Genomic DNA, 26,308 nt, shown 5'->3' on the forward strand with positions numbered 1-26,308 from the left:
GGGTAATTGTCTGTTCGGGAGCGTCCTGTGTTTTGAGGCGTTAACTTCCCATGGCCATATTCAATCGCGATTCCGAAGATGAAGTGGCGCGCGGCGCGCGCGCTGTCGTCGTTCATGCCGAAACCCATGGCGGCGATCGGCGCGACAGCGATGCGCGGCTGGAGGAAGCGCGCGGATTGGCCTTGGCGATCGGCATCGATGTGCGAGCGGCGCAGGCGTTCCGGGTGCGGGATCGCAAGCCCGCCACCTTGTTCGGCAGCGGTCAGGTCGATCAGATCGCTACACTGGCGCGGCAGGAAGAGGCCGACCTCATCATCGTCGATAATAGCCTGTCTCCCGTGCAGCAGAGCAACCTCGAAAAGGCGTGCGAGGCCAAGGTCATCGACCGAACCGGGCTGATCCTGGAAATCTTTGGCGAACGCGCGGCGACCAATGAAGGTCGGCTGCAGGTCGAGCTGGCGCATCTCGATTATCAGGCCGGGCGCTTGGTGCGCAGTTGGACCCATTTGGAGCGGCAACGCGGCGGCTTTGGCTTTCTGGGTGGTCCGGGCGAAACCCAGATCGAGGCGGATCGGCGCATGATCCGCGATCGCATGGCCAAGATTCGCAAGGAGCTGGATCAGGTGACCCGCACGCGCGGGCTGCATCGCGCCCGGCGGCAGCGCGCACCCTGGCCGGTGATTGCGCTGGTGGGCTATACCAATGCGGGCAAATCGACGCTGTTCAACCGGATGACCGGCGCTGACGTCATGGCGCAGGACTTGTTGTTCGCCACGCTTGATCCGACGATGCGCCAGATTGCGTTGCCGGGCCTCGACAAGGCGATCCTGTCCGACACGGTGGGCTTCGTTTCCGACCTACCGACGCAGTTGATCGCGGCCTTTCGCGCCACCTTGGAAGAAGTGTTGTCGGCCGACCTGATCGTGCATGTCCGCGATATTGCCCATCCTGATAGCGATGCGCAGCGCGACGATGTGCTGGATGTTCTGGGCGAACTGGGTGTTGCGGGCGAAGCCGCGCTGGAGCGGGCTGAGGGTGAACCGCCCGCGCCATTGATTATCGAGGCTTGGAACAAGCTCGATTTGCTGGATGCCGACGCCGCTGTGTTGGCGCGCGAAACGGCGGCGCGGCGCGATGATGTGGCCATCTTGTCGGCGCTGACCGGGGAGGGGGTAGAGCAGCTTCAACGCATGATCAGCGACCATATGACCACAGGCGCGAAGGTCTATGGCCTGCGCATTCCGGTGTCGGATGGCGCGGCGATGGCCTGGCTGCATGAACATGGCGAAGTGCTGTCGACGGACGTGGAAGAGGAGGAGAGCCGCGTCGAGGTACGGCTATCCGATGCGGCCTTTGCGCGGTTCGGGAAGCGCGGGGAAGCCTAAGCGCTTAGGGCGTTTTCTCCTGCCGCTTGGCCTGCTGCCATAGCTCTTCTTTCGCTTCCAGCGAGAGGGCGGCGAAGTCGGCGCCAGCCTGCTGCTCCATCGCGCGGAAGCGGCGATCGAATTTTGCATTGCCTGCGCGCAAAGCGGCTTCCGGGTCGACCTTCAAATGGCGTGCGAGGTTGACGACGGCGAACAACAGATCGCCCACTTCCTCGGTGCGCTCGGCCTGCGTGGTCGCAGCGCGGACTTCGTCCAGTTCCTCCACGATCTTGTCGATGACGCCGACCGTATCGGGCCAGTCGAAGCCGGTACGGGCGGCGCGCTTCTGCAGCTTTTCGGCGCGAAGCAATGCGGGCAGGGCATTTGCCACACCGGCAAGCGCGCTGGGGTCCGGTTCCTTTTCGGCTCGTTCGGCGGCCTTGATCGCTTCCCATTGGGCATGGCCGTCTTCGCGCCGTGCGTCTTGCCCGAAGACATGGGGATGCCGCCGGGTCATCTTTCGGGTGATGCCGTCGATCACATCCTGCAGATTGAAATGCCCGGCCTGTTCGGCCATGTGGCTGTGAAACGCCACCTGGAGCAGAAGGTCGCCAAGTTCATCGCACAGCGCCGCCATATCGTTGCGCTCGATGGCGTCGGCGACTTCATAGGCTTCCTCAATTGTATAGGGGGCGATCGAGGTGAAATCCTGCGCGATGTCCCATGGGCAGCCGGTGTTCGGGTCACGCAACCGCGCCATGACGGTGGCAAGCGGCATGATGTCGGCGGGACTGGCTTGGGACATGGGTGGTTCCGGCTATTGGAGAGGTTGATCCAGCCGATAGGGCGTGTGGCGAGCTATGGCCAGCCTTGATCATTGTTCCTGCCATTTAGAGAAGTCACAATTTCTGCCATATAGAAATGTCACACGTTGAGGAAAGCAGGGGCTGCGTGGAGCCCTCGGGATAGCGCAGCGCAGACCCTGCTGATGCGCTGATCTTGGGGTAGTGGCCATGGACCCGCTGCCCTGCAGTGGGCCCGGTCATGTCCTCTGCACGAACCTGAGCGTGCCGCGTTCGTGCAACGCCTCATCACTGAGCCTGGGACCGCGCTTGAGCTTCGAGCCGCCCAGTTTGCGGCGATCGATCTTCGCGGGTGGTTCCGGCTCGGGGAACAGATGCATGGGTTGGTCACGGCGGGCAGGGGGGTCATTGTTGCGTTTGCGATGATGCGGCATGATCGCCTGCATCTGCCGGGCCAGCAGCAACGCTGCGTCCAGATGCTTGTTCTCGACAATGGCAGGCTGGTTCACCTGCCGCATCTTGTCGAACTGACGATAGGGCAGGACATGGCCCTCATGCTCGATCTCCAGTCGACCGTCGGGATATTCGCAGACCGTCACCCGCTTGCGCGCCAGCTTTTCGCTGACATCGTTCGGCTCCAGGATGAACATCGCCTTGTTGTAGTGCAGCGTCAGCGCTGCCGTCACCGTTCGCTGCTCCCGCCAGACCATGATCGAGCGCAGATCGTCATGCGGTGCAAGCGGGCGGTGCAGATCGCGGACATCGAAGGCAGGGCGGGCAAACCGCTCGTTGTGCCTGGCCATATAACTGTCGAGGAAAGCGTTTGCGTCCGCGATCGACGAGATACCCTCCAGTCGCATCGCTTTCACCAGGCGATCCTGCAAGGTGGCGTTGGCCCGCTCGACGCGGCCCTTGGCCTGTGGCGAGTTGGCGCAGATGATCTCGATGTTCAGGGCATCCAGCGCACGGCCAAAATGCGTCATCCCGTCGCCACGCGCGGCGCTGGCCCGCGCGTTCCGGAAAACACTGTGCTTGTCGGAATAAAAGGCCACCGGCTTGCCGTGCCGTTCGATATACGCGCGGGTCGCCTCCATGTAAGCGAAGGTGCTCTCGCTCTCGACCATCCTGAGGTGCATCAGTTCGCTGGTCGCGTCGTCGATATAGACCAGCAATGTGCATTGCGGGCCGCGGTCTTCGAACCACCAATGTTTTGAGCCGTCGATCTGGATCAGTTCGCCCCGACAATCCCGGCGGTAGCGCGGCTGATATGGGCGAGGACGGCGAGCCTGACGATCCTTCCAAATCCCGGCCTCGATCATCATCTGCCGCAGCTTCTCACGCGAAATCCGGAGATCATGCCGTTCGGCCAAATACTCCGCAGCCAATGTAGGCCCAAAATCATGATAATGGGTCCGAACCAGTGCGACAATCTGATCTCTGATGGCATCATCCAAGCGCCGGTTACTTGGTCGACCACGGCGGCGCGACAAAAGCCCGGATGATCCATCGTCAAGGTAACGCGTCAGCAGTCGATGGGCGTGGCGGCGGCTGACGCTCATCAGCCTTGCGGCCTGGGTGACGGTCATGCGACCTGAAACCACATGCATCAGCGTCTCGACCCGCGAAAGCTCCTCGGTACTCATACGCAACACCGCCATGCTCAATACCTCCGAACAGCCGGAGGGCACGGTAGCCCAAGTGAGACATCTCTACTTTGCGCAACTGTGACATTTGAACGTTGCTGCTACAATCATAAAGTCTGATAATAAGGATTATGTTAAATATGGTGCGACGTTGTCTCAGTCTTCCTGGATCTGGCTATGCGCCTGGGTGTCGCGCATCCGTACATAGACCACGAGCGAAATGGCGATCATCACCGTGACATAGATGTAGAAAGCTTGCTCCATGCCCGCCTGTTTGAACCACAAGGCGACGAACTCCGCCGTCCCGCCGAACAGCGTATTGGCCAAGGCATAAGGCAATGCCACGCCCAGCGCCCTGATGTGCGCCGGGAACAGTTCGGCCTTCACCACGGCGTTGATCGACGTATAGCCGGTGACGATGATCAGCCCCGCCATCACCAGCAGACCGGCGATCAGCGGGTCTTTGGTCACGGCCAGAGTCGCGAAGATCGGATAGGTGCACAGGACTCCCATGACGCCGAAGCCGATCATCAGCGGCTTGCGCCCGATCCGGTCGGACAGAGCGCCCGCGACCGGCTGGAGCAGCATGAAGGCGAACAGGGTCACGGCGTTGATCTGCGAGGCCGTTTCCCGGCTAAGGCCACTGGTGTTGACCAGGAATTTCTGCATGTAGATTGAATAAGCGTAAAAGGCGATCGTGCCGCCAGCGGTCAGCAGCATCACCGTCAGCGTTTCGCGCGGATGATTGGTGATGAGTTCGACGAAGCCGGATTTGGGCGCACCTGCCGCTTTCGCCACGGCAAAGCTCTGCGTCTCGGCAAGGCCACGCCGCAGCCAGAAGACGATCACTGCCAGTCCGCCGCCGATAAAAAAGGGTATGCGCCAGCCCCAGGCGTCCAACTGCGCCTCGGTCAGCGTCGCCTGCAACAGCAGCAACACGCAGATGGCGACCAACTGTCCGGCGATCAGCGTGACATATTGGAAACTGGAAAAGAAGCCGCGCCGGTTCTTGCCCGCCATCTCCGATAAATAGGTCGCGCTCGCGCCATATTCGCCGCCGATCGACAGGCCCTGCATCAGGCGCGCTAATACGAGCAGCAGCGGCGCGGCGACGCCGATCGTCTCATAGCCCGGCGTCACCGCGATCAGCAGCGACCCGGCGCACATCAGCGCGACCGACAGCGTGAGGCCGCTCTTTCGGCCATGCCGGTCGGCATAGACGCCCATCAGCCATGCGCCGATCGGCCGCATCAGGAAACCGACGGCGAATATCCCGGCGGCGCTCAGCAATTGGGCGGTGCGATCCTGGCTGGGGAAGAAATGCGGCGCGAAATAGAGGGTGAAGGCGGCATAGGCATACCAGTCATACCATTCGACCAGATTGCCGGTGGAGCCGCCGATAATGGCCTTGAGCCGCTGGCGCTGGGTGGGTGGTGCAAGCGATGGCGTCACGGCGTCAACACCATCTCGCCATTCTGCACACCCCAGCTTTTGAGGCGGGAGAGCATGTTCATGCCGATGACATTGATCTCTCCGAACGCGGGCGAGACGACAACGGGCAGGTCGCTGGCCGTCACCGGGCCGATGGCCAGCGTGGCGATGCTCGATCGGCGCGCTGCGACCTTGCCGTTTGCGGTGGTCATGACGACACCGGGCTCGCCGATGTCGTAATTGAGGCCTGCCGCACGGGCGGTCGGTTCCGACAGCGCGGTGACGGTCGCGCCGCTGTCGATCAGGAAACGGGCGGGCGTGCCGTTGATGCTGGCTTCGACCCAATAATGGCCATCACGGGCCACGGGAATACGGATGGCCTGTCCCTCGGCGCGGACGGGAGGTAGCGTGGGCGGTGCATCGCTGACCGGCCCGCCCTCCTCCGCCCAGCGGCCGGTGAGATAGCCCTGCTGCTGCGCCAGGGTGAACAGCCCGAACAGCCCCGCGAAGATCGCGACCCATAGCAAAGCCAGGCGCAACAAAGATCCCCAGGCCAGCCTTCGCCCGATCAGCGCTGATCCGACCAGCACGAGCGCCAGCACATACCAGAGGGTTGATGCTGCCTGATCGCCGTCCATCAATCCCCCTGCTCTGCCGTCGCCAGTTCCACGGTCATGCCGTCATAGCCGGGTTCGACGCCTGTGGGGAGTGTCCGCCGCAGCGTCGCATAATCCATACTCTGGTCCATATGCGTCAATATGGCCTGGCCGGGCTTGGTTTGTGCGATGCCGTCCAAAGTAAGGGCAAGGTGCGGATGGGTCGGGTGCGGCTTTTCGCGCAGGGCATCGACCACCCAGACATCGAGCCGGTCATAGAGCGCTAGCATGGCGGGCGTCAGGTCATGGAAATCGGTGGCATAGCCGATCGAACGGCCGCCATGGGTGAAACGAAAGCCGGTGGACCAGATGTCGCCATGGGGCTGATCGACGCAGGCAATGTCGATGTCACCGATCCGCAGGCTGTCGGGCAGGATATGCGGCGTGATGGTCGGATGATAGCCGTTGCGCCCTTCAAAGGCGTAGGCGAAGCGCTGCGCCAACAGGCGAAGCGTCTGTTCGCGCGCATAGCCGGGCACGGGCGAACGGCGATGGTGGAAGAGTTGGCGGACATCGTCGATGCCATGACTGTGATCGGCATGATCGTGCGTCCACAGGATGGCGTCGATCTGGACCACGTCGGCGGCGAGCAATTGCGCGCGCATGTCGGGCGAGGTGTCGATCAGGATACGGGTTGTCGGGCTTTCGACCAGGATGGACACGCGGCTGCGGCGGTTTTTCGGCTCGGTCGGGTCGCAAGTGCCCCAATCATTGCCAATGCGCGGCACACCTGACGAGGTGCCACTGCCCAGGACGGTCAGTTTGAAGCTCATGCCACCTTCTTGAACAAGGTGCGGAAATTGGCGGAGGTGGCGGCGGCCAATTGCTCGATGCTTTCGCCGCGCAGGGTCGCGAGGAAGCGCGCGGTGTCCGCCACGAAGGCCGGTTCGCACGGGCGACCACGATGGGGCACCGGGGCGAGGAAGGGCGAGTCGGTTTCCACCAGCAGCCGATCGAGCGGTAGACGCGCCGCCGTTTCCTGCAGATCCTTCGCGCTCTTGAAGGTCACGATGCCCGAAATGCTGATGTAGAAGCCCAATTCCATCGCCGCATCGGCAAAGGCGCCGCTGGCGGTGAAACAGTGGATGACGCCAGGATAGGCCCCCTTCCCCATTTCGTCGCGCATGATCGCCAGCGTATCCTCCTCCGCATCGCGGGTATGGACGATCAGCGGCAGGCCGGTGTCGCGCGACGCGGCGATATGCGCGCGAAAACTCTTCTGCTGCCGGTCACGGTCGCTATGGTCGTAATAATAATCGAGGCCGGTTTCGCCGATGCCGACGACGCGCGGATGCGCGGCGCGCTCGACCAGCTTGGCGGTATCGACATGCGGATGCTCGTCGGCTTCATGCGGGTGGATGCCGACCGTCGCCCAGACGTCGGGCGCGCGGATCGCGGTGTCGAGAACGGCGTCCCACTCGCTTTCGCGGGTGGCGATATTGAGCATCAGGTCGATGCCGGCCGCGCGGGCGCGTTCCAGCACATTCTCCTGATCCTCGATCAAGCCCTTGTAATTCAAGTGACAATGGCTGTCGATCAGCATGGCGATCAGGCGTCCGCTTCGGTCAGTTCGAGACGGGGGAAGAGCGGTTTAGGGGCGGCAAGGGTGAAGCCGCTCGCGCGAAGGGCGGCATACCAGTCGCTGCCGATGATCGCGTAACCGCGCTGTTCGGCCGACAAGCCCATCTGGTCCAGCAGGTTCGTAGCGCTGCTGGGGATGATGGGCTGGACCATGATGGCAAGGCTGGCGATGGCGTCGTACAAGGTCGCCAGTACGGCCTCCATCCGGGCGGGGTCGGTCTTGCGCAGCGCCCAGGGTGCCTGCGCGTCGATATAGGCGTTGCAGGCGAATACGGCGCGCATCCAGGCTTCGATCGCGACCGATGGCGCGAGGTCGGCCATGGCGGTCTGGAATGTCGCGGCGGCTTCGGCGATGGTCGCGAGCAGGTCGCTATCCACATCTTGCGGCGCGGGCTGGGGCAAGCGGCCTTCGAGATTCTTCGCGATGAAGCTCAGCGTTCGCTGCGCCAAATTGCCGAAGCTGTTGGCCAGGTCGCTATTGGCGCGGGCGACGATCGCTTCGGCGCTGTAGCTGCCATCATTGCCGAACGTCACTTCGGACAACAGGAAATAGCGCAACTGATCGACGCCGAAACGCTCCGCCAGCGCGATCGGATCGGCAACATTGCCAACCGACTTGGACATTTTCTCGCCGCGGTTGAGCAGGAAGCCGTGGCCGAATATCTGGCTGGGCAAGGGCAGCTTCGCACTCATCAAGAAGGCTGGCCAGTAAACGGTATGGAAACGCACAATATCCTTGCCGATGATGTGGGTGATATCACCCCCCTCGGCCCAATAGCGCGCCATTCGCGCCGCATCGTCGGGATAGCCGCAACCAGTCAGATAGTTGGTGAGCGCATCGACCCAGACATACATGACATGGCCATCGCTGCCCGGCACCTTCACGCCCCAATCGAAGCTGGTGCGCGAGATGCTGAGGTCGCTCAGGCCGCCTTCGACGAAGCGCAGAATTTCGTTGCGGCGGCTGTCGGGCTGGATGAAACCGGGCTGGCTTTCATAGAGGGCCAGCAGCCGATCCTGATAGGCGGACAGGCGGAAGAACCAGCTCTCCTCGACCGTCCATTCGACCGGCGTGCCCTGGGGCGAGAGTTTGATACCCCCTTCCCCTTCGACGATTTCCTTCTCGTCATAAAAGGCTTCGTCGCGGACCGAATACCAGCCCTCATAGCGGCCAAGATAGAGGTCGCCATTGGCCTCCATCGCCTGCCAGATCGCCTGGCTGGCGCGGTGATGATCGGGTTCGCTGGTGCGGATGAAGCGATCATGACTGATGTTAAGAACCGAGGCCATGTGCTGGAAATGCGCGGCCATTTCATCGGCAAGCGCGCGCGGCTCGATACCGCGGGTGCGCGCCGCCTGGTCCATTTTCAGGCCATGTTCGTCGGTGCCGGTCTGGAAAAACACATCGCGGCCCATCATCCGCTGGAAACGGGCGATCGCGTCGGTGGCGATCACCTCATAGGCGTGGCCGATATGCGGACGGCCATTGGGATAGCTGATGGCGGTGGTGATGGTATAGGGTTTGGACATGGCGCCTTCCCTAGCGGCTGTTCGCCTGCGCGCAAAGTCGCTTTTCAGGCGGCGCGCGGTGCCAGCGCCGCGACATGGCCCGCCAGTTCGAACACGACCGCCGCCGGATCGAGCGACAGGATGATCGCCCCGCCCGCCAGCCGCCGCGCTTCCTCCCAATGGTCGAGCGCCACGCCAAGGGCGGGACCATTGCGATGCCGTGCCGCTTCGGCGAGGAAAGCGGGCGCGCGTTCCAAGAAGGCCTCATAGCGGGGACGGGCTGGCTTGGTCGCCAGTGTCTTGGCGAGCAGGAGCCGCTCCCGGTTGCCGGGATCGCCATCGGTCGCGATCAACGTCAAAGCGGCTTCGATTTCCGCCAGATTAAGCCCGGCATAGCGCAATGCCTTGCCCGGCGATCCTTCCCCTGCCCGCACCAGCGCGTCCATTTCCGCAGGCGACAATTCCCCCTCTCCCGCGCGCAATACCGATCGCATCGCCGTATCGTCCAGCGGATCGAAGCGCAGCGTGCGGCAGCGCGAGCGGATGGTCGGCAACAGGCGGCCCGGTGCATGGCTGACCAGCAGGAACAGCATGTCGGCGGGCGGCTCCTCTAGCGTCTTGAGCAGCGCGTTGGCAGCGCCGCGTTCCAGATCGTCGGCGCTGTCGATCACCACGATGCGGCGCGTCGACAAGGACGGGGCCGATTGAAGCAGCCGCCCCAGTCCGCGCACCTGATCGACGCTGATATTGCGCGCGGTGACGCCATCCTTTTCGAGCGGCGCAAGTTCGGCATAGTCGGGATGGGCACCGGCGTCGATCAGATGGCGAACCCGATGGTCGTCGGGCACGGCGAGCCCCTCCCCCTCGACCTTCGGCCCGGCGGCGTCGGCAAGCAGGCGCAGGGCGAGCGCGCGCGCGAAGCTGCCCTTGCCGATGCCGCGTGGGCCGCTCAATATCCAGCCATGATGCATCCGCCCGCTGGCCGCCGCGCCGATCAGCAAACGGGCCTGCGCGTCATGGCCAATCAGTGACGTCATGGCAGCAGGTCGGCCAGCGCTTCGAGCAAGCGGGCGGTGACGGCATCCGCTGCGCCCGATGCATCGACAGGCCGGAAACGGCCCGGTTCTTCGACGGCGAAGCGGGTGAAGGCGTCCGCGACGGCGCGATGGAAGGTGCGATCCCGCCCGCCGATCCGGTCGGACATGTCGCCATCGCGGGCGCGCGCGCGGGTTTCGGCTTCCGCTTGCGGCAGGGTCAGGAACAAGGTCCGATCGGGCAGAAACCCGGCGCTGCCGATCCGATGTAGCGCCACTATGTCGGCGTCGGTCAGGTCGCCCTGCCCCTGATAGGCGCGGCTCGAATCGAGATAGCGGTCGGACAGCACCCACCCGCCCCGCGCCAAGGCGGGACGGATCGTCTTTTCGCCATGGTCGGCGCGCGCGGCGGCAAAAAGCAAGGCTTCGGCGCGCGGGCTCCAGCGATCAGCGCCGCCCGTCAGCAGTAGCGCGCGGATCGCTTCCGCGCCTTCGCTACCGCCCGGCTCCCGGGTTTCGACAACCTCCAGCCCGCGCGCGCGCAGGGCAGCCGCGAGCGCGCGAAGCTGGGTCGATTTCCCCGCGCCCTCTCCGCCTTCCAGCGTGATGAAGCGGCCCGGACTCACCCGAACAGCGACTTCATGCCATTCCAGATGCGGCCGAACATTCCGGCTTCCGCCACATCTTCACCCGCGACCAGTGGCATGACCTGCGGCGGCGTGTCGGGCGTCTGCACGATGAGCTGGGCGATCTGCTGGCCCTTGGCGATCGGCGCCTTGATAGGCCCTGTATAGACGACCTTGACCTTGACGTTGGCCGACGCGGTGCGGGGCAGCGTCACCGCCATATTATGCGGCGCGACCAAGGGCACGGTCGTCGCGCTGCCCAACTGGACCTCGGCGGTTTCCACCACCGCGCCCTTCTTGAACAAAGGCTGCGCCTTCCAGGCCTTGAAGCCCCAATCCATGAAGCGCACCGATTCGCCGATGCGGCCATTGAAGCTGGTCAGGCCGGCGACGACCATGACCAGGCGGCGGCCATCCTGTTCGGCCGACCCGGTAAAGCCATAGCCCGCTTCCTGCGTGTGCCCAGTCTTGAGGCCGTCGGCACCGGCGATCTTGCCCAAAATCGGGTTGCGATTGCCCTGGCTGATGTCGGCCCCACCCATCGTCTTGCCCCAGGTGAAGGAGCGCGCGGCGTAGAAGCGCTTGTAGAGGTCGGGCGTTTCCTCGATCGTCGCCTGCGCCAGGCTGGCGAGATCTTCGGCTGTGACATAGGTCACGCCTTCGTCCGGCCAGCCATTGCTGGTGCCGAAATGGCTGTTGGCGAGGCCCAGCCGCTTCGCTTCCTCGTTCATCTGCGCGACGAACGCCTGTTCGGTGCCGGCAATCCCTTCGGCCAGCACGACGCAGGCGTCATTGCCCGAGAGGGTGACGATGCCATGCAGCAGATTTTCCACCGAGACTTGTTCGCCTGCCGACAGGAACATGGTCGATCCGGCCTGCGGTCCGTGCCACTGTTTCCAGGTTTCCGGGCGCACGGTGAACATCGTGTCGAGCTTCAATTCGCCGCGCTGGATCAGGCGGAAGGCGACATGCGCCGTCATCATTTTCGCCATGGAGGCCGGCGGCATGCGCGTCTGGCCGCCCTTGTTATAAAGCACCGCGCCCGACGACAGATCCTTCATATAGGCGATCGGTGCTTCGCTGCTGTAAGGCGGCGCGGCGGCAGTCAGGGGCTGGGTCAACAGCCCGGCGAAGAGGAGGACTGCAACGGACTTGTTCATGACACTGCCTTCAATGGAATGGAATCGTGCGGCGCTGCGCCGGGTCTATCGGGCGTCATTAGCGATGATGGGCGCATTCTCAAAGCCCCCTGCTGCGGCCGCCCGGACGCCCGCCTGCGCCGCGGTTCGGGTGGGATAGGGACCAAAGCGCACGCGCCACAGGCTGCCGCCCTCGATGGCGGTTGCGCCGATGCGTTTGGCGAGCGTTTCTGCGCGGTTGCGGGAAGAGAAGGCGCCTACCTGCACGACATAGCCGCCCTTGGTCGTGACGGGTGGCGCGGGGGACGTCGGGTGCGTTTTGGGCGATAGGGGTGCGCTGGCGACTGGCTGGCGCGGCGGCAATTTGGCCCGCAAAGGCGCCAGCAGCGCGGCGGGCGTTTCCAGTCGTTCGGCGGCGCGTTGTTGGGCGCGAAGCAACGCGCGATCCTGTTCCGGTGGATTGACGCGGCGCACCCGTACGGGCACTGCACCCGCCCCGATGATCCCCAATTGCTCCGCCGCGCCGCGCGACAGGTCGATGAGGCGATCATTGGCGAATGGCCCGCGATCATTGATGCGCACCAAAATGGTTTTGCCGCTATCGAGCGCCGTCACCTCGACATAGCTGGGCAAAGGCAAGGTCTTGTGTGCGGCGGTGATCGCCAAAGGCATGAAGGCTTCGCCGTTGGCGGTCTTGTTGCCCTGCAATTCTTCCCCATACCAACCGGCATAGCCGACCGCGTCATAATTGGGCGCGTCTTCGGGCGTGTAGGTGACGCCCGCCACGGTGTAAGGTGCCCCGATCGTGACCGGCTCGTCGGCGACCATCGGCATCTGTGGCACCGGGCGCGGCGTGGTCGTTGGCGGCGCCAGTGGTGGCTCTGCGCCACAGGAGGCCAGCATCAGCAGCATTCCGACTGCCGCTGACGGCGCGCCTGCCCTATTGTTTGACCGCATCGGCCAGCAACCCCACGGACAGGGCGTAGAAATTGGAGCAATTATAGTCGAGGATCGCCCGGTAATTGCCGGTCAGCAAATAGGCGGTCTTGCCCGGCCCATCCGGCTCCAGCAGCGTCGCCATCACATTATCGGCCGGCCAACTGTCCCGCGCCAAGGACATGCCTAGCCTGCGCCATTCCCCGATAGTCAGCCAACGGCTATGCCGGTTGAACACGCGCGGGCAGCGCGCAGGCTGCGTCCGGGCCGTAACGGCTGCGCGGTTGAAACCGCTCGGCACATTGACCGCCACGCCCCAGGGTTGCCCGGCGCGCCAGCCCGACTGCACAAAATAATTGGCGATCGACGCCAGGGCATCAGCCTCGCTGGTCCAGATGTCGGCCTTGCCATCGCCATCGCCATCGCGCGCCAGGCGCAGATAGACGCTGGGCAGGAATTGCGGATAGCCCGTTGCGCCCGCCCAACTGCCGACCAGGCGGCTGCGCGGCACACCATTGTCCAGCATCTTGAGCGTCGCCAGCAATTCCGGTTCGAACAGCGTCCGCCGACGCCCTTCCCACGACAGGGTCGCGAGCGAACGGATCAGATCAAAGTCGCCGGTATAGGAGCCATAATTGGTCTCATGGCCATAGATCGCGACCATAATCTCTTCAGGCACGCCGGTTTCCGCCTCGATCCGGGCGAGACGCGCGCGATTGTTGCGATAGGCGATCCGGCCGCGATTGATCCGCGCGGAATCGACATGTTTCACCCGATAGGGCTCGAAATTCGGGATCGGCGAATAGGCGCCGCCACCCGGTTGGCTCTGGTCGAGTTCGATGACGCGCGGATTGGGGGTCAGCGTGGCAAACACGCTATCAAGCGTCGCATCCCGGATTCCCATCCCCCGCGCCTTGGGCCGGATGCTGTCGAGATAGGCGCGGAACGCCGGGCTGTCCTGCGCGACAGCTTGGCTCGGCGCGACGCTACAGGCGGCGACGCCAGTCAGACCAAGCAGCAGCGAAAATATGGATGTACGCAAAGAATCTCCCATGGCCCCGTTGTTGCACAGGCAAGAGGCGAGGTGAATCCCTTAATGGCGCTTCGGCCCCAAGAAAGGGATGAACCGATCGATCGACGATTTTTGCGCTTGGCAACGGCGTCCGGCGCGTTAGGAAGCGGGATAACGGAAGTGTGGCCGAGTGGTTTAAGGCAGCGGTCTTGAAAACCGCCGTGGGTGTAAGCTCACCGTGGGTTCGAATCCCACCGCTTCCGCCAAGGCGCGGTCGCATTGGATTGTTCTGGATATCATCGAGCAGTTACGCGTCAGACCCTTGTGTCATATCCAGTCTATGCCGTGCGACCACCCCTAGCCGACCGGCCGATCCGGGCTCGCGCTGGAGGCCACTACACCATCATATTCCAGTTCATCGTCGTCCGGTGCGTGTTCTTCGTCCTCGGCAGGGTCGGCTGCGGCCTTAAGGGTCGCAGCATTTCCGCTGGAAATGGAGGGTGTACTGCCATGGCTCGACGCGCGCGGAGCCGAGGTGGACCCGGTCATGTCACGCTCATTCTGGGCTTTTCCAGCGGGCGCAGTGGTCGGGGGTGTCGCCCGCTTTCCAGCCAATCCGATGCTCGACAGGAAATCGGCCGCCAAGCGCTCGGTGAAACCGGCGGCGAACGCAATGATGAACAACCCTTCCGAACTTGTTCGGACGGCGGTATTGGAAAGCGAGACTTCCACGAACTGCCCCAGGAACAGGGCGGTCAGCAAGGTAGCGGAGGTCGCCCCTACAAAAACACGCAGGACGGCATCGCTGATATTGTCCCATGGCTGCGTGTCGACGCGAACCTCGCGCGCGCGCAGTTGCAGCGCTATCGAGAACAGGGCTCCCAATGCACCGACCGCCGCCGCATTCCAATATTTCGGCCACCCGCCGCCGATTTTTGGAATGCCAAAGGCGTTCACGAACCATGAACTGCCGATGATCCAGGCGAGGATGATCGTGGCGAACGTCGCCATTGCGGCCCACAGCAGATACCAGGTGCGCGTGTCGGACGCGCGATCTTCCGTCAGATTGACCAATATTTTCTCCAGGTCGGACGTCGCCCGCGGCAAGTCCCCCTGCATCGCGACCACGAGCGCCCGACCCAGTTGATCGGTGTATTTGCTGACCTTCGCCTGCTGATAGGAGGAAGGGTCGAGCGCAAGATCCGCCAAGATCGCCGAAATCTCACTGCGCAACGACGCCAGGGGTGTGAGCGAACTACGCTGGTTGACGCCTTCACCGTCATCGTCGGCGAACTGGATCATGACCTGCTTGGCGTTGCGATAAACGGCAAAGCGCGTCGAGACTTTGCCATAAATCTCCAACACGGTCTGTCCCGCAAAGTCAGGCTTTCCAACTTCTGCATCCTGCACCCTGAAATCGCTCATGGATGTCCCCTTCCCCGCACCCCAGCGGTAACCATGTCAGGCAGGTGCCAAATAGGCACCGAAGACAAAGCCGTCATACAGCCCGTCATTCTGTAGATCGATCCGCCACCAGGCGTTCGTGCGCTCAAGCGGATCGCACCAAACATGCATGCCTGCCGCGAGCTTTCCGACGATTGGAGCCTCCGTGCTGGGACCAGCGCGCACGTTGAGGCCACCGCGCGCCACCACGATATGCGCCGTGCTGGATGGCATTGCCGGACCCGAACGCAACGGCGTATCGAGCGGCGCCAGGGCTTGCCCTCGCCGTGCCCTGCCTTTCGCAAAAGCATCACGCAGCCATTTCGGGGCTGTTCCAAGCTTGCCGCCCGCGCCCCATACGGCCTCTGCGCCATAGCCGACATGGATCGTCAACGGCCCCATATAGTCCACGCCCGCGCCAATGCCGGTCGCGCCTGATTGGCTGGCATAACTCACGAACGCCTCAAAAAATGGGAGGTCCGCCGACTTCACGAAAGACAGGGATCGTCCGTCAATCTCCAATTGCAGATCGGCGGCCCAGCCCAGATCGTGCCGGGTGGACCCCGTGCGACGACCCGCTGTCCCTTTCGCAGCCTGACCACCGGAGATGACGCGAACGACGTCGATGCCGCAATGACTGGCGCAGTCTTTCAAAAGATCTGCCAGCTTGGGTTGGATCGGCAGGGAGCGAATCTTGCCAGCGGTCGCATCGATCACTTCGGTCAACGCAATGCCTCCCTTGTCAATCGTTCGATATTACAGCACAGCGGAATCTCATTATAATGAAAGCAGATAGTGCCAATAACATTGGTACCATTTTCATAGAAAATAGCAGATCAATATTGAATAATCGGCACATATGCGCTCGATTACTTCACTATTCATGAGTGTGAAGGGCAGTTGGATTATCGTCTACCGGAAACTGATCTAAAATGGACCAAATCATCCTGTGAATGTCGTGAAGTCCAACAATGCGGCCTTCCGATGACACCCGCTTAACCCAAAAGGGTGGAAACGGTGGAGCGCAACAAGGCACTGGCAGCGCGCAGGTGGCAGCGCCTTGAACATCGACGATCATTTTGTTGGAATATGGTGCGGGCGGTCGGAATCGAACCGACACTCCTTGCGGAACCGGATTTTGAGTCCGGCGCGTCTACCAGTTTCACCACGCCCGCACGGCTGGGAGAGGCCAAATGGCAAAATCCGACGCGGGCGTCCAGCCGAAAATGGCTTTGGCTGTCGCCAACATCAATTGGCGACGGTTTTCGGCATATGTTGCGATGCGGGCCAAGGGGCGATAGCCTGACTTGCGCTATGATCCGCCCGCGTTATAAGTGCCGCTTCGTGCAGACATAGATAATTTCAACGGAGAAGGACCATCCTTTGACCGAATCGTCTGCCACGTTCCTGTTATTTGGTGCCACCGGTGATCTGGCGCGCCGCATGATCTTCCCCTCGCTTTACAATCTGTTGGCGGATGGCCTGCTGCCCGACGATTTCCTGATCGTCGCGTCGGCACGGTCGCCGATGAGCGACGAGGGTTTTCGGGCCGATGTTGATGCCGCATTGCGCCAATTTCTGGCGTCGGATCGCTATGATGCCGAGACCGCCGCGACATTTGGCCAGATGATCGTCTATCAACCGGTCGAGGCGGGCAAAGCGGACCAGTTCACCGCGCTAGCCGAGCGGATCGACGGGCGGTTGGAGCGCGGCCTGTCGGTCTATCTTTCCACCCCCCCGTCCCTGTTCGCGCCCACCGCGCAAGGCCTAGCCGAAGCGGGTCTCATCACGCCGCTGACGCGGATCGCGATGGAAAAGCCGATCGGCAAGGACCTGGCTTCTTCCAAGGAGGTCAATGACGGCATCGGCGCGATGTTCGCCGAAGAGCAGATTTTCCGCGTCGACCATTATCTGGGCAAGGAAACGGTCCAGAACCTGCTGGCGCTGCGCTTCGGCAATGTCATGTTCGAGCCGCTGTGGAATGCCACCGCGATCGACCATGTCCAGATCACGGTGGGTGAAACCGTGGGGCTGGAAGGCCGCGTATCCTATTATGACGGCGTCGGCGCGCTGCGCGACATGGTCCAGAATCACATGCTGCAGATCCTGTCCATCATCGCGATGGAGCCGCCCGCGCGCATGGACCCGACCGCCGTGCGCGACGAGAAGGTGAAGGCGCTGCGGTCGTTGCGCCCCATGACGGCGGAAACGGTCAAGACGCATAGCGTGCGCGGCCAATATACGCCGGGCGCCGTCGGTGGCCAGATCGTGACCGGCTATGCCGATGAACTCGGCCAGCCATCGGACACCGAAACCTTCGTGGCCTTGAAGGCGCATATCGACAATTGGCGCTGGCAGGGCGTGCCCTTCTACCTGCGCACCGGCAAGCGGATGCCCGCGCGCCAGTCCGAAATCATGATCCAGTTCAAACCGGTGCGCCACTCCATCTTTGGCCGTGACGGGCATGGCACCGGACTGGAGCCCAACACGCTGATCATCCGGTTGCAGCCGGAGGAATATATCCGCCTGCTCATCATGTCGAAGCGGCCGGGGCTGGAGCGGCAGGTTCTATTGGACGAAGTGACGCTCGACGTATCACTGACCGCCGCCTTTGCCGGGCAGCGTCGCCGCATCGCCTATGAACGGCTGATCCTGGACCTGCTGGCGGGGGACCAGACCCTGTTCGTGCGCCGCGACGAGGTGGAGGCGCAATGGGCCTGGATCGATTCGATTATTGGCGGATGGAAGGACGCCAATATGAAGCCCGCCGCCTATTCATCGGGGAACTGGGGGCCGTCATCGGCCATTGCCCTTATCGAACGTGACGGAGCAAGCTGGCATGAGTGAACTACACCCCGTAATCGCCAAGGTGACCGAGCGCATCGTCGCGCGCAGTGCCAAGCGGCGGCGCGCCTATCTCGACCTGATCGAGCGCGGCCGCGAAGCGGGCACCAATCGCGATCAATTGTCCTGCGGCAATCTGGCGCACGGCTTTGCCGCAAGCGGCGAGGACAAGCCCGCGATCCGCACAGGCCAGGCGATGAATATCGGCATCGTCACCGCCTATAACGACATGCTGTCGGCGCATCAGCCCTATGGTCGCTATCCCGAACAGATCAAGATCGCCGCGCGCGAAGTGGGCGCCACGGCGCAGGTCGCAGGCGGTGTGCCCGCCATGTGCGATGGCGTGACGCAGGGCCAGTCGGGCATGGAATTGTCGCTGTTCAGCCGCGACACCATCGCGCTGTCGACCGCCGTGTCGCTCAGCCATGCGATGTTCGAGGGCGTTGCGCTGCTCGGCATTTGCGACAAGATCGTGCCGGGTCTGTTGATGGGGGCGCTGCGCTTTGGCCATCTGCCCACCATCCTGATCCCCGCCGGGCCGATGCCATCCGGCCTCGCCAACAAGGAAAAGGTCCGCATCCGGCAGCTTTACGCCGAAGGCAAGGTCGGCCGCGACGAATTGCTGGAGTCCGAAAGCGCCAGCTATCATGGCGCGGGCACCTGTACTTTCTATGGCACGGCCAACTCTAACCAGATGATGATGGAAGTCATGGGCCTGCACATGCCCTGCGCCTCCTTCGTCAATCCGGGCACGAAGCTGCGCAGCGAACTGACCCGTGCGGCCACGCATCGGCTGACCAGCATCGGGTGGGACGGCGAGGATTATCGTCCGCTGGGCCATTGCGTCGATGAAAAGGCGATCGTCAACGCCATCATCGGCCTGATGGCGACCGGCGGATCGACCAATCATGCGATCCACTTGCCCGCAATCGCGCGGGCCGCTGGCATCAGCATCGATTGGACCGATTTTGCGGAAATATCGGACGTCGTGCCGCTGCTGGCGCGGGTCTATCCCAATGGATCGGGCGATGTGAACCATTTTCATGCGGCAGGCGGCATGAGCTTCATCATCCGCGAGCTGCTCGACAATGGCCTGCTCCACCGTGACATCCTGACCGTCGCGCGCGGCGATCTGACCGATTATGGCAAGGAGCCGGTGCTGGAGGATGAAGCGCTGCAATGGCGCGACGTGCCCGCGTCGCGCGATGAGAATATGCTGCGGCCGGTTTCCAATCCGTTCAGCGCGGATGGCGGCATGCGTTTGCTGGCGGGCAATCTTGGCCGTTGCGTGATGAAGGTCAGCGCGGTCGATCCGGCGTTGTGGACGATCGAAGCGCCTGCCGCCGTCTTCCATACGCAGGACGACGTGTTGCGCGCCTTCAAGGCGGGCGAACTGGAGCGGGATGTCGTCGTCGTCGTCCGCTTCCAGGGTCCAAAGGCGAACGGCATGCCTGAGTTGCACAAACTGACTCCGGCGCTGGGCGTGCTGCAGGATCGCGGGTTCAAGGTCGCGCTGGTGACCGACGGACGCATGTCCGGCGCATCCGGCAAGGTGCCCGCCGCCATCCATCTGTCACCCGAAGCCCTGGGCGGTGGCGCCATCGCCAAGCTGCGCGATGGCGACATGGTGCGGGTCTGCGCGCAGCAGGGCGTGATCGAGGCGCTGGTCGATGCGGCGGAATGGGACGCGCGCGATATGCCGCCTGCCCCGCCCGCGCCCTATGATACCGGCCGGGAGCTGTTCGCCCTGTTCCGCCATCATAGCGACCTGGCGGAACAAGGCGCATCGCCGCTGCTGGCGGCGATGGAAACCGAAATCTAAAATCCACCGTCATGCCAGCGAAAGCTGGCATCTCCCTTCTTCCCCCTTGCGGTGACCGAAGAAAGGGAGATCCCAGCTTTCGCTGGGATGACGGATAAAAAGAGTGGGATGCCCAGATGACCGACATCATCGCCGCCGACATTGGCGGCACCAATGCGCGCTTTGCCCGTGCATCGTTCGACGACCGCGGCGTGCCTACTCTCGGCACCGTGCGCAAATATAAGGTCGCCGACTATCCCAGCCTGCAATCCTGCTGGCAGGCGTTCGTCGATGACGAGACGGCGGCCGACCCCACGCCGCTGCCGGACGCCGCCGCCATCGCCTTTGCCACTGCCATCGGGCGGGACGTCATCAAGCTGACCAACAGCAATTGGGTGATCCGCGCCGACACGCTGGCCGAAGATCTGGGCGTAAGCCATGTGCAGTTGGTCAATGATTTCGAGGCGGTGGCCCATGCCGTGTCCCGTCTGCCCGACGAAAACTTGCCGCTGCTGTTCGGCGAGGACCGGCCCTTCCCGCGCGATGGCGGGGTAACGATCCTTGGCCCCGGAACGGGCCTTGGCGTCGCGATGATCGCCTATGACGAGGGTCATCCCCATGTCATCGCGACCGAAGGCGGGCATCTCGACTTCGCGCCGCTCGACCATATGGAGGAGAAAATCCTCTCCTATCTGCGCGACAAATTCCTGCGCGTATCGACCGAGCGGATCGTGTCGGGGCCGGGCCTCAACTATATCTACAAGGCGATGGCGACGATCGGCCACGATCGCGTCATGCTGATGGAAGACCCCGAATTGTGGCAAACTGCGCTCGATGGGACCGATCCTTTCGCCCGCGCCGCGCTTGAACGCTTTTGCCTGTGCTACGGGTCGGTCGCGGGCGACCTGGCGCTGGCGCATGGCCCCCATGCCGTCGTGCTGGCGGGCGGGCTGACGCAGCGGATGCGCGACTTCCTGCCGCACAGTGGTTTCCATACCCGTTTCAAGGCCAAGGGCCGGTTCGAAAGCCTGATGGCGAGCGTGCCGATCCGCCTGGCCGTCCATGATGAAATCGGCCTGTTCGGGGCCGCCGCCGCCTTCAGGGAGATGAAGAAATGAGCAAGCTGACCGTCGAACAGGTGATGGAACTCGCACCGGTCATTCCGGTGCTGGTGGTCGATCGGGTGGAAGATGCGCTCACGATCGCGCGCGCGCTGGTCGCGGGCGGTCTGCCCGCGCTGGAAGTGACGCTGCGCACCCCCGCCGCGCTGGACGTCATCCGCGAGATGAGCAAGGTCGAGGGTGCCATCGTCGGCGCGGGCACGGTGCTGAACCCTGCCGATCTCGATGCCGCGATGGAAGCGGGCGCGCGCTTCATCGTCAGCCCCGGCCTCACCAAGCCCTTGGGCAAGGCAGCGATCGGGGCGAAAATCCCCTTCCTGCCCGGCACGGCAACGGCGGGCGACATCATGCGGGGGCTGGACATGGGGCTGACCCATTTCAAATTCTTCCCCGCCGAAACATCCGGCGGCCTGCCCGCGCTCAAGGCCTTGGCCGCGCCGTTGCACATGGCGCGTTTTTGCCCGACCGGCGGCATCACCGCCAAATCCGCGCCCGAATGGCTCGCCCAGCCCTTCATCAAATGCGTTGGCGGCAGCTGGATCGTGCCCAAGGGGCCAGTCGATGGCGCAAAGATCGAGGCGCTGGCGAGGGAAGCCGCTGCGCTTCCCCGCTGACGCCATTGCGCCTGCCCGCCCGCCTGCCTAGATGGATGCCATGAACCCGCGCCGCCTTCTTGCCACGCTTGCCCTGCTGCTGTCTGGTTGTACCGGATCGCAGCAGGCCTATCCTTCGCTCGCCAAGCGCGCAGTAGAAGGGGCCCCGATGGCGGAGATTGCGCCGCCCCCTGCCCCGATCGCGGCTGATGCGCCGCTGACAGCGGAAATCGCCCGCTATGTGGCGCAGGCGGACAAGGGGCGCAGCGCCTTCGATGACGCCTTTGTCCGGGCTGATCGGGCAACAAAGGCCGCGTCGGGCACAGCCGTATCGAGCGACGCATGGGTTGCGGCGCAAGTCGCGATCAGCGCGCTCGAATCGGCGCGCAATGACAGCGTGTCGGCGCTCGCCAGCCTCGATACCCTCTATGTCCAGCGCAGCAATGCCATTGCCGATGGCCGGGAACGGGGCGGCCTGGCGGAAATCGACACGGCCCGCGCCGCGACGCTGGCGATGGTGGACAGCCAGAATGACCGGATCGACGCAATGAAGGGCCGCCTCGCGCAGCCCTGACCAGCCGTCAGTCCAGGGCGTCCTTCACCGCGCCCCTATGCGCCTTGGCATAATGGACATAGCGGTCCGCGCCGCCGCGCAACTGCACCAGCGCATCATCCGACAGGTCGCGCATATATTTGGCCGGACGCCCCGCCCATAGCTGGCGATGGGGTAGCGTCTTGCCGGGCGACAGCAACGCGCCCGCCGCCAGCATCCCGTCGCTTTCGATCGTGCATCCGTCCATGACGATCGCGCCCAGCCCGACGAAGGAGCGATCCTGCAGGGTGCAGCCATGGACCATCGCCATATGGCCGATCAGCACATCTTCACCGATAATCGTCGGCCAGCCTTCGGTCGGGCGACTGATGCCGTCACCGGGGCTGTCGCAATGGATCACGCTGCCGTCCTGCACATTGCTGCGCGCGCCGATGCGTATTCGGTTCACGTCGGCGCGGATGACACAATTATACCAGATGCTGGCATCCTCGCCGATCTCGACATCGCCGATGATGCGACATCCCGGCGCGATGAAGGCGCTGGGGTGGATCAGCGGTGTCTTTCCGTTGAACGGGATGATGGAGACATCGGGATAGTCGCGCATCTTATGCTCCCAGCAGGCGTGCGGCGTGCAGCGCATGATAGGTCAGCACGCCCGAACAGCCCGCCCGCTTGAACGCCATCAGCGTTTCGAGGATCAGCGCATCGCGATCGCCCGCACCAGCAGCGGCGGCATGTTCGATCATCGCATATTCGCCCGACACCTGATAAGCGAAGACCGGCACTTCGAACCGTTCCTTCACCCGTCGGACGATGTCGAGATAAGGCAGACCGGGCTTGATCATCACGCTGTCCGCCCCTTCGGCGAGGTCGAGCGCCACTTCGCGCAAGGCTTCCTCGCAATTGGCCGGGTCCATCTGATAATTTTTCTTGTCGCCTTTTAGCAGTCCGCGCGATCCTACCGCGTCGCGGAAAGGGCCATAAAAGGCACTCGCATATTTGGCGGCATAGGCCATGATCTGGACATTGGCGTGGCCGCTTTGCTCCAGCGCCGCGCGGATCGCGCCGACCCGGCCGTCCATCATGTCGCTCGGCGCGATAATGTCTGCGCCCGCCGCCGCCTGGTTGAGCGACTGGCCGATCAGCACATCGACTGTGGCGTCATTGACGACATAGCCGGTGCCGTCGAGCAACCCGTCCTGGCCATGGGCAGTATAGGGGTCGAGCGCCACGTCGGTCAGGATACCGATGTCGGGCACCGCATCCTTGATCGCGCGGATCGCCCGGCACATCAGATTATCGGGATTGAGCGCCTCGGCCCCATCGTCGCTGCGCCGGTCGGGCTGGGTGTTGGGGAATAGCGCAAGGCAGGGAATGCCCGCGTCGCGCGCGTCGCGGGCGCGGTCGACGATGCCGTCCACCGACCAGCGCGACACGCCGGGCAGCGCAGCAATCGGCTCTTCGACCTGCTGCCCTTCGGTCACGAACAGCGGCCAGATGAAATCGCTTGGCGACAACCGGTTTTCAGCAAACATCGCCCGGCTCCAAGCCGAGGCACGAGTGCGGCGCAAGCGCAGCGCCGGATAGGGGGCATGGGTCATGCCGCCGGTCTAGGCGCGGGACGGCAGGGGATCAAGGGCAAGCCGGGATCGGCGGCGAACCGGTGGTCGATTGGAAAGTCGGACGCGATGGCAGGAAGAGCGATTATCCTTTGAACGACCCTGGGCGGCCTTATTCCCCCTCCCGCAAGCGGGCGGGGTAGAAAGCCGTCATCCCATCCCCCTATTTCGCGAACCGTTTGAAGAAACTATCCTCATTCCACGTCGGCCGCTCCGCCGCGTTCGCCACCTGCAACGTCACCGCCGTCACATAGGCGTTCAGTTTCGCCGTTTCGGCAGGCATCACCGGCTGGTTTAAATCATCGAACGGCGAATGATAGAGGTTCGCGCGCCAGGCTTTTTCCGTTTCGGCTTCGGGCGTGCCCGCTTTGAAGCCATATTTGAAGAAGAGCGCGGGGATGCCTTCGCGGATGAAGGCATATTGGTCGGAGCGGATGAAGACGTTGCGGTCCGGGAAGGGATCGGGCGTGATCGGGAGGTTCATCGTCGCGCTGACCGTCTGCGCCACGCCCCCCAGCGAGCTTTGGTCATAGCCGACTGGCGTTACGCTGGTCAGCGGGAAGATGGGCAGCGCCATGTCGAAATTGAGGTTTGCGACGATGCTCTTCTGCGGCACGGTCGGTCGCCGCGCGAAATAGCGTGATCCAAGCAGGCCCTTCTCTTCGGCCGTGACGATGGCGAAGAGGATCGACCGTTTGGGCTTCACCTTGCTCGCCTTGAGCGCCTTGGCGATTTCCAGCAGGCTGGCGACGCCCGACGCATTGTCGAACGCGCCATTATAGATGGCGTCGCCCTTCATCGGCGTGCCAATGCCATAACCGTCGAGATGTGCGGACATGACGACATAATCATTGCGCAATGCAGGGTCGCTGCCGGGTAGGACCGCGACCAGATTTGGCGAAGACAGATCCCGCCGGGTTGCTACGACCTGCGCCTTGAGCCGCAAGGCGAGCGGGAAGGACGCCATTGGCGCGGAGGCATCGGCGGCGGCAGCGATGGTTGCGAAATCCTGTCCCGACCCGGCAAATAGGGCAGCGGACTTGGCGGGATCAAGCTGCGCGCCCAGGAACGGCGTCCGCGTCTCACGCAGCGCCGCATCGCGATAATAAAGCGCCGGCGCACCGGCCAGCGCCACCCGCCGCGTCCAGGGTATCTCGACCTGTTTGGGCGTGACCAGCATGATCATGCCGACCGCACCCTGCGCCGCCAGCCATTGCGCCCGCTCCGACCGGGCATGGGATTTGAGCGCGCCCGAAATCGTCGTCGGCCCACCCGACAGGACGACCACCATCTTGCCCTTTAGGTCCAGTCCGGCAAAATCGTCATGGCCAACTTCCGGCAGATGCAGACCATAGCCCGCGAACACCATCGGCGCGTCGATGCTTTCGGGAACCGGCCCACCGCCGCCGGAGAAAATGAGATCGCCCGGCACCGCCAGCGGCACATCCCCCTGCGGCCCGACCAGCACGGCGCTGCTGCGGTCGGACTGAATCCGCTGCTCCACGAAATCGACGGGCTGCTTATACCCGTCCACGCCAGCGGGCTTCAGGCCAAGCGCCTTGAACTGGCCGATCACATAGTCGGCGGCGCGATCATAGCCCGGCGTACCGGTCCCGCGCCCCTCCATCGCATCGTCGGCCAATATCTGCACATGCGCCCACCAGGCCGCGCCGTCATCCTCCTGCGCCAGCACCGGCGCGGACAAGGCCAGCGAAAGAAGCGGGAGAGCGGAAAAAAGCGCGCGCATGACGGGATGCTCCTCTATGAACCAGGCGCTATCTTGCCCTATCTGGTGAGACGAACAAGGGGGTGGGAACCGCTAACGACCTGTGTTCCTTGCCGATAGACCATGATCCGGGAGATGATTTTGCCACGCCCCCTTTTGCTGATGCCCCTGCTGCTTGGCCTATCCTCGTTGGCCCTGCCCGCTCAGGCCGCGACGCGCGGCTTTACCATCACCAGTTTCGATGCGATCCGCGTGGATGCGCCCGTGACCGTGGTCGTCAAGACCGGCAGCGGCGCGTCCGCGCGGGCGGAGGGCGACCAGGGCGCGCTCGACCGGTTGAAGGTCGATGTGTCGGGGCGGCTGTTGATCGTCACCATGGCGCGGCCACGATCTGGCGAGAAGAGCGGCGGCGCGGCAACCTTGCGGCTATCCACGGGCATGATCGATCGCATCGTTCTGACTGGTGGCGGTTCGGTGACGGTCGACCGCATGAAGGGATTGCAGGGCCAGATCGTGCTAGGCGGCAATGGCGATGTCGGCGTGGCCGATGTCGCGCTCGACCGGATCGACGTGTCGCTGGCAGGCGGCGGTCGGGCGACGCTTGGCGGTCGGACGGGTGTGGCCAACATCCGGGTGAATGGACCTGGGGCGGTCGCCGCTGAAGGGCTGCGGGCGCGGCAGGCAAGCGTCGCCAATGATGGACCGGGCAGCGTCACGCTGACCGCCGAGGTGACCGCAAAGGTGGTATCGACGGGGTCGGGTGATGTGACCATCGGCGGCAAACCCGCCTGCACCGTGGACAATCGCGGCACCGGACGAATCCAATGCGGTGACGAAAGCCATTAGGCGCAATATTTGCGGACAGGGCAAATGC

At 63.5% G+C, this 26,308-nt stretch carries 24 protein-coding genes and 2 tRNA genes; 8 read left to right on the forward strand and 18 right to left on the reverse strand.

Features of this window, described 5'->3' with window-relative positions; translation table 11 throughout:
- The first annotated feature begins 50 nt into the window (after window positions 1-50).
- Window positions 51-1,385: a GTPase HflX gene (gene hflX / locus SxD43FB_RS01055; RefSeq protein WP_069066700.1), complete on the forward strand. Its 1,335-nt coding sequence runs from the start codon at window positions 51-53 to the stop codon at window positions 1,383-1,385.
- Window positions 1,386-1,389: 4 nt separating this feature from the next.
- Here hflX and mazG read toward each other — a convergent pair whose 3' ends face one another.
- From mazG to SxD43FB_RS01115, 12 genes are all read right to left on the reverse strand, one after another.
- Entirely contained in the window at window positions 1,390-2,169 is a 780-nt protein-coding gene (gene mazG, locus SxD43FB_RS01060; protein ID WP_096060617.1) for a nucleoside triphosphate pyrophosphohydrolase, read from the reverse strand.
- 237 nt (window positions 2,170-2,406) lie between these two features.
- Window positions 2,407-3,825 (reverse strand): ISNCY family transposase, encoded by a 1,419-nt coding sequence (locus SxD43FB_RS01065; protein ID WP_096060618.1) that lies wholly within the window; start codon window positions 3,823-3,825, stop codon window positions 2,407-2,409.
- A 141-nt stretch (window positions 3,826-3,966) separates the two neighbouring features.
- Entirely contained in the window at window positions 3,967-5,262 is a 1,296-nt protein-coding gene (locus SxD43FB_RS01070; protein WP_096060619.1) for an MFS transporter, read from the reverse strand.
- Window positions 5,259-5,879, reverse strand: coding sequence for a TIGR02281 family clan AA aspartic protease (locus SxD43FB_RS01075; protein ID WP_096060620.1), 621 nt, complete (start codon window positions 5,877-5,879; stop codon window positions 5,259-5,261). The genes SxD43FB_RS01070 and SxD43FB_RS01075 overlap by 4 nt, the downstream gene beginning before the upstream one ends.
- Window positions 5,879-6,670 carry an MBL fold metallo-hydrolase gene (locus SxD43FB_RS01080; protein WP_096060621.1) on the reverse strand — a complete coding sequence of 264 codons (792 nt, stop codon included), beginning with the start codon at window positions 6,668-6,670 and terminating at the stop codon, window positions 5,879-5,881. The genes SxD43FB_RS01075 and SxD43FB_RS01080 overlap by 1 nt, the downstream gene beginning before the upstream one ends.
- Entirely contained in the window at window positions 6,667-7,440 is a 774-nt protein-coding gene (locus tag SxD43FB_RS01085; RefSeq protein ID WP_069066696.1) for a TatD family hydrolase, read from the reverse strand. Before SxD43FB_RS01085 ends, SxD43FB_RS01080 begins: the two co-directional genes overlap by 4 nt.
- 5 nt (window positions 7,441-7,445) lie before the next feature.
- Window positions 7,446-9,008: a methionine--tRNA ligase gene (gene metG / locus SxD43FB_RS01090; RefSeq protein ID WP_096060622.1), complete on the reverse strand. Its 1,563-nt coding sequence runs from the start codon at window positions 9,006-9,008 to the stop codon at window positions 7,446-7,448.
- A 44-nt stretch (window positions 9,009-9,052) separates the two neighbouring features.
- On the reverse strand, window positions 9,053-10,024 hold the full coding sequence (locus SxD43FB_RS01095) for an AAA family ATPase (protein WP_096060623.1): 972 nt from the start codon (window positions 10,022-10,024) through the stop codon (window positions 9,053-9,055).
- The gene (gene tmk / locus SxD43FB_RS01100; protein WP_096060624.1) at window positions 10,021-10,647 is read right to left on the reverse strand and encodes a dTMP kinase; all 627 of its coding nucleotides are present in this window, start codon (window positions 10,645-10,647) and stop codon (window positions 10,021-10,023) included. Before tmk ends, SxD43FB_RS01095 begins: the two co-directional genes overlap by 4 nt.
- Window positions 10,644-11,807: a D-alanyl-D-alanine carboxypeptidase family protein gene (locus tag SxD43FB_RS01105; protein ID WP_096060625.1), complete on the reverse strand. Its 1,164-nt coding sequence runs from the start codon at window positions 11,805-11,807 to the stop codon at window positions 10,644-10,646. Before SxD43FB_RS01105 ends, tmk begins: the two co-directional genes overlap by 4 nt.
- A gap of 45 nt (window positions 11,808-11,852) precedes the next feature.
- The gene (locus SxD43FB_RS01110; protein ID WP_255245571.1) at window positions 11,853-12,689 is read right to left on the reverse strand and encodes an SPOR domain-containing protein; all 837 of its coding nucleotides are present in this window, start codon (window positions 12,687-12,689) and stop codon (window positions 11,853-11,855) included.
- A gap of 37 nt (window positions 12,690-12,726) precedes the next feature.
- Entirely contained in the window at window positions 12,727-13,776 is a 1,050-nt protein-coding gene (locus SxD43FB_RS01115; RefSeq protein WP_096060627.1) for a lytic murein transglycosylase, read from the reverse strand.
- Between the two features lie 134 nt (window positions 13,777-13,910).
- Here SxD43FB_RS01115 and SxD43FB_RS01120 point away from each other — a divergent pair.
- Window positions 13,911-14,000 (forward strand) — tRNA-Ser (locus SxD43FB_RS01120).
- A 91-nt stretch (window positions 14,001-14,091) separates the two neighbouring features.
- On the opposite strand, the gene SxD43FB_RS01125 is transcribed toward SxD43FB_RS01120, so the two are convergent.
- The 3 genes from SxD43FB_RS01125 to SxD43FB_RS01135 all read right to left on the reverse strand — a co-directional run bounded on the left by SxD43FB_RS01125 (window position 14,092) and on the right by SxD43FB_RS01135 (window position 16,352).
- Complete coding sequence (locus tag SxD43FB_RS01125) at window positions 14,092-15,159, reverse strand: hypothetical protein (RefSeq protein WP_096060628.1); 1,068 nt, start codon at window positions 15,157-15,159, stop codon at window positions 14,092-14,094.
- A gap of 36 nt (window positions 15,160-15,195) precedes the next feature.
- A complete protein-coding gene (locus tag SxD43FB_RS01130; RefSeq protein WP_255245572.1) occupies window positions 15,196-15,894 on the reverse strand; it encodes an SH3 domain-containing protein in 699 nt (232 codons plus the stop codon).
- A gap of 373 nt (window positions 15,895-16,267) precedes the next feature.
- Window positions 16,268-16,352: transfer RNA gene (locus tag SxD43FB_RS01135), tRNA-Leu, on the reverse strand.
- Window positions 16,353-16,560: 208 nt separating this feature from the next.
- Between SxD43FB_RS01135 and zwf the strand changes: the two genes are divergently transcribed.
- The 5 genes from zwf to SxD43FB_RS01160 all read left to right on the forward strand — a co-directional run bounded on the left by zwf (window position 16,561) and on the right by SxD43FB_RS01160 (window position 22,110).
- Window positions 16,561-18,024 carry a glucose-6-phosphate dehydrogenase gene (zwf, locus tag SxD43FB_RS01140; protein WP_096060630.1) on the forward strand — a complete coding sequence of 488 codons (1,464 nt, stop codon included), beginning with the start codon at window positions 16,561-16,563 and terminating at the stop codon, window positions 18,022-18,024.
- A complete protein-coding gene (gene edd / locus SxD43FB_RS01145; RefSeq protein ID WP_096060631.1) occupies window positions 18,017-19,843 on the forward strand; it encodes a phosphogluconate dehydratase in 1,827 nt (608 codons plus the stop codon). The genes zwf and edd overlap by 8 nt, the downstream gene beginning before the upstream one ends.
- A gap of 116 nt (window positions 19,844-19,959) precedes the next feature.
- Entirely contained in the window at window positions 19,960-20,940 is a 981-nt protein-coding gene (glk, locus tag SxD43FB_RS01150) for a glucokinase (protein WP_096060632.1), read from the forward strand.
- Window positions 20,937-21,557, forward strand: a complete 621-nt coding sequence (gene eda / locus SxD43FB_RS01155) for a bifunctional 4-hydroxy-2-oxoglutarate aldolase/2-dehydro-3-deoxy-phosphogluconate aldolase (protein WP_096060633.1) — start codon at window positions 20,937-20,939, stop codon at window positions 21,555-21,557. The genes glk and eda overlap by 4 nt, the downstream gene beginning before the upstream one ends.
- A gap of 40 nt (window positions 21,558-21,597) precedes the next feature.
- Window positions 21,598-22,110 carry a hypothetical protein gene (locus SxD43FB_RS01160; RefSeq protein ID WP_096060746.1) on the forward strand — a complete coding sequence of 171 codons (513 nt, stop codon included), beginning with the start codon at window positions 21,598-21,600 and terminating at the stop codon, window positions 22,108-22,110.
- Window positions 22,111-22,117: 7 nt separating this feature from the next.
- On the opposite strand, the gene SxD43FB_RS01165 is transcribed toward SxD43FB_RS01160, so the two are convergent.
- From SxD43FB_RS01165 to SxD43FB_RS01175, 3 genes are all read right to left on the reverse strand, one after another.
- Window positions 22,118-22,693, reverse strand: coding sequence for a gamma carbonic anhydrase family protein (locus tag SxD43FB_RS01165; protein ID WP_096060634.1), 576 nt, complete (start codon window positions 22,691-22,693; stop codon window positions 22,118-22,120).
- Window position 22,694: 1 nt separating this feature from the next.
- Window positions 22,695-23,690, reverse strand: a complete 996-nt coding sequence (gene hemB / locus SxD43FB_RS01170; protein WP_096060635.1) for a porphobilinogen synthase — start codon at window positions 23,688-23,690, stop codon at window positions 22,695-22,697.
- 181 nt (window positions 23,691-23,871) lie between these two features.
- The gene (locus SxD43FB_RS01175) at window positions 23,872-25,455 is read right to left on the reverse strand and encodes a M28 family metallopeptidase (RefSeq protein ID WP_096060636.1); all 1,584 of its coding nucleotides are present in this window, start codon (window positions 25,453-25,455) and stop codon (window positions 23,872-23,874) included.
- 114 nt (window positions 25,456-25,569) lie between these two features.
- Here SxD43FB_RS01175 and SxD43FB_RS01180 point away from each other — a divergent pair, with 114 nt between their 5' ends.
- Window positions 25,570-26,280: a DUF2807 domain-containing protein gene (locus SxD43FB_RS01180; RefSeq protein ID WP_096060637.1), complete on the forward strand. Its 711-nt coding sequence runs from the start codon at window positions 25,570-25,572 to the stop codon at window positions 26,278-26,280.
- The last annotated feature ends 28 nt before the right edge of the window (window positions 26,281-26,308 follow it).

This window comes from Sphingobium sp. D43FB (assembly GCF_002312805.1).
Taxonomy (GTDB): Bacteria; Pseudomonadota; Alphaproteobacteria; order Sphingomonadales; family Sphingomonadaceae; genus Sphingobium.

Bases quoted from the DNA above. Each gene is read 5' to 3' on its own strand.
- eda (WP_096060633.1), top strand. From the start codon at position 20,937: ATGAGCAAGCTGACCGTCGAACAGGTGATGGAACTCGCACCGGTCATT.
- SxD43FB_RS01115 (WP_096060627.1), bottom strand. From the start codon at position 13,776: ATGGGAGATTCTTTGCGTACATCCATATTTTCGCTGCTGCTTGGTCTG.
- glk (WP_096060632.1), top strand. From the start codon at position 19,960: ATGACCGACATCATCGCCGCCGACATTGGCGGCACCAATGCGCGCTTT.
- edd (WP_096060631.1), top strand. From the start codon at position 18,017: ATGAGTGAACTACACCCCGTAATCGCCAAGGTGACCGAGCGCATCGTC.
- SxD43FB_RS01065 (WP_096060618.1), bottom strand. From the start codon at position 3,825: ATGGCGGTGTTGCGTATGAGTACCGAGGAGCTTTCGCGGGTCGAGACG.
- SxD43FB_RS01105 (WP_096060625.1), bottom strand. From the start codon at position 11,807: ATGAACAAGTCCGTTGCAGTCCTCCTCTTCGCCGGGCTGTTGACCCAG.
- metG (WP_096060622.1), bottom strand. From the start codon at position 9,008: ATGTCCAAACCCTATACCATCACCACCGCCATCAGCTATCCCAATGGC.
- SxD43FB_RS01165 (WP_096060634.1), bottom strand. From the start codon at position 22,693: ATGCGCGACTATCCCGATGTCTCCATCATCCCGTTCAACGGAAAGACA.
- SxD43FB_RS01180 (WP_096060637.1), top strand. From the start codon at position 25,570: ATGATTTTGCCACGCCCCCTTTTGCTGATGCCCCTGCTGCTTGGCCTA.
- hflX (WP_069066700.1), top strand. From the start codon at position 51: ATGGCCATATTCAATCGCGATTCCGAAGATGAAGTGGCGCGCGGCGCG.
- mazG (WP_096060617.1), bottom strand. From the start codon at position 2,169: ATGTCCCAAGCCAGTCCCGCCGACATCATGCCGCTTGCCACCGTCATG.
- hemB (WP_096060635.1), bottom strand. From the start codon at position 23,690: ATGACCCATGCCCCCTATCCGGCGCTGCGCTTGCGCCGCACTCGTGCC.
- SxD43FB_RS01085 (WP_069066696.1), bottom strand. From the start codon at position 7,440: ATGCTGATCGACAGCCATTGTCACTTGAATTACAAGGGCTTGATCGAG.
- SxD43FB_RS01175 (WP_096060636.1), bottom strand. From the start codon at position 25,455: ATGCGCGCGCTTTTTTCCGCTCTCCCGCTTCTTTCGCTGGCCTTGTCC.
- SxD43FB_RS01075 (WP_096060620.1), bottom strand. From the start codon at position 5,879: ATGGACGGCGATCAGGCAGCATCAACCCTCTGGTATGTGCTGGCGCTC.
- SxD43FB_RS01125 (WP_096060628.1), bottom strand. From the start codon at position 15,159: ATGAGCGATTTCAGGGTGCAGGATGCAGAAGTTGGAAAGCCTGACTTT.
- SxD43FB_RS01110 (WP_255245571.1), bottom strand. From the start codon at position 12,689: ATGCTGGCCTCCTGTGGCGCAGAGCCACCACTGGCGCCGCCAACGACC.
- SxD43FB_RS01095 (WP_096060623.1), bottom strand. From the start codon at position 10,024: ATGACGTCACTGATTGGCCATGACGCGCAGGCCCGTTTGCTGATCGGC.
- SxD43FB_RS01080 (WP_096060621.1), bottom strand. From the start codon at position 6,670: ATGAGCTTCAAACTGACCGTCCTGGGCAGTGGCACCTCGTCAGGTGTG.
- SxD43FB_RS01160 (WP_096060746.1), top strand. From the start codon at position 21,598: ATGAACCCGCGCCGCCTTCTTGCCACGCTTGCCCTGCTGCTGTCTGGT.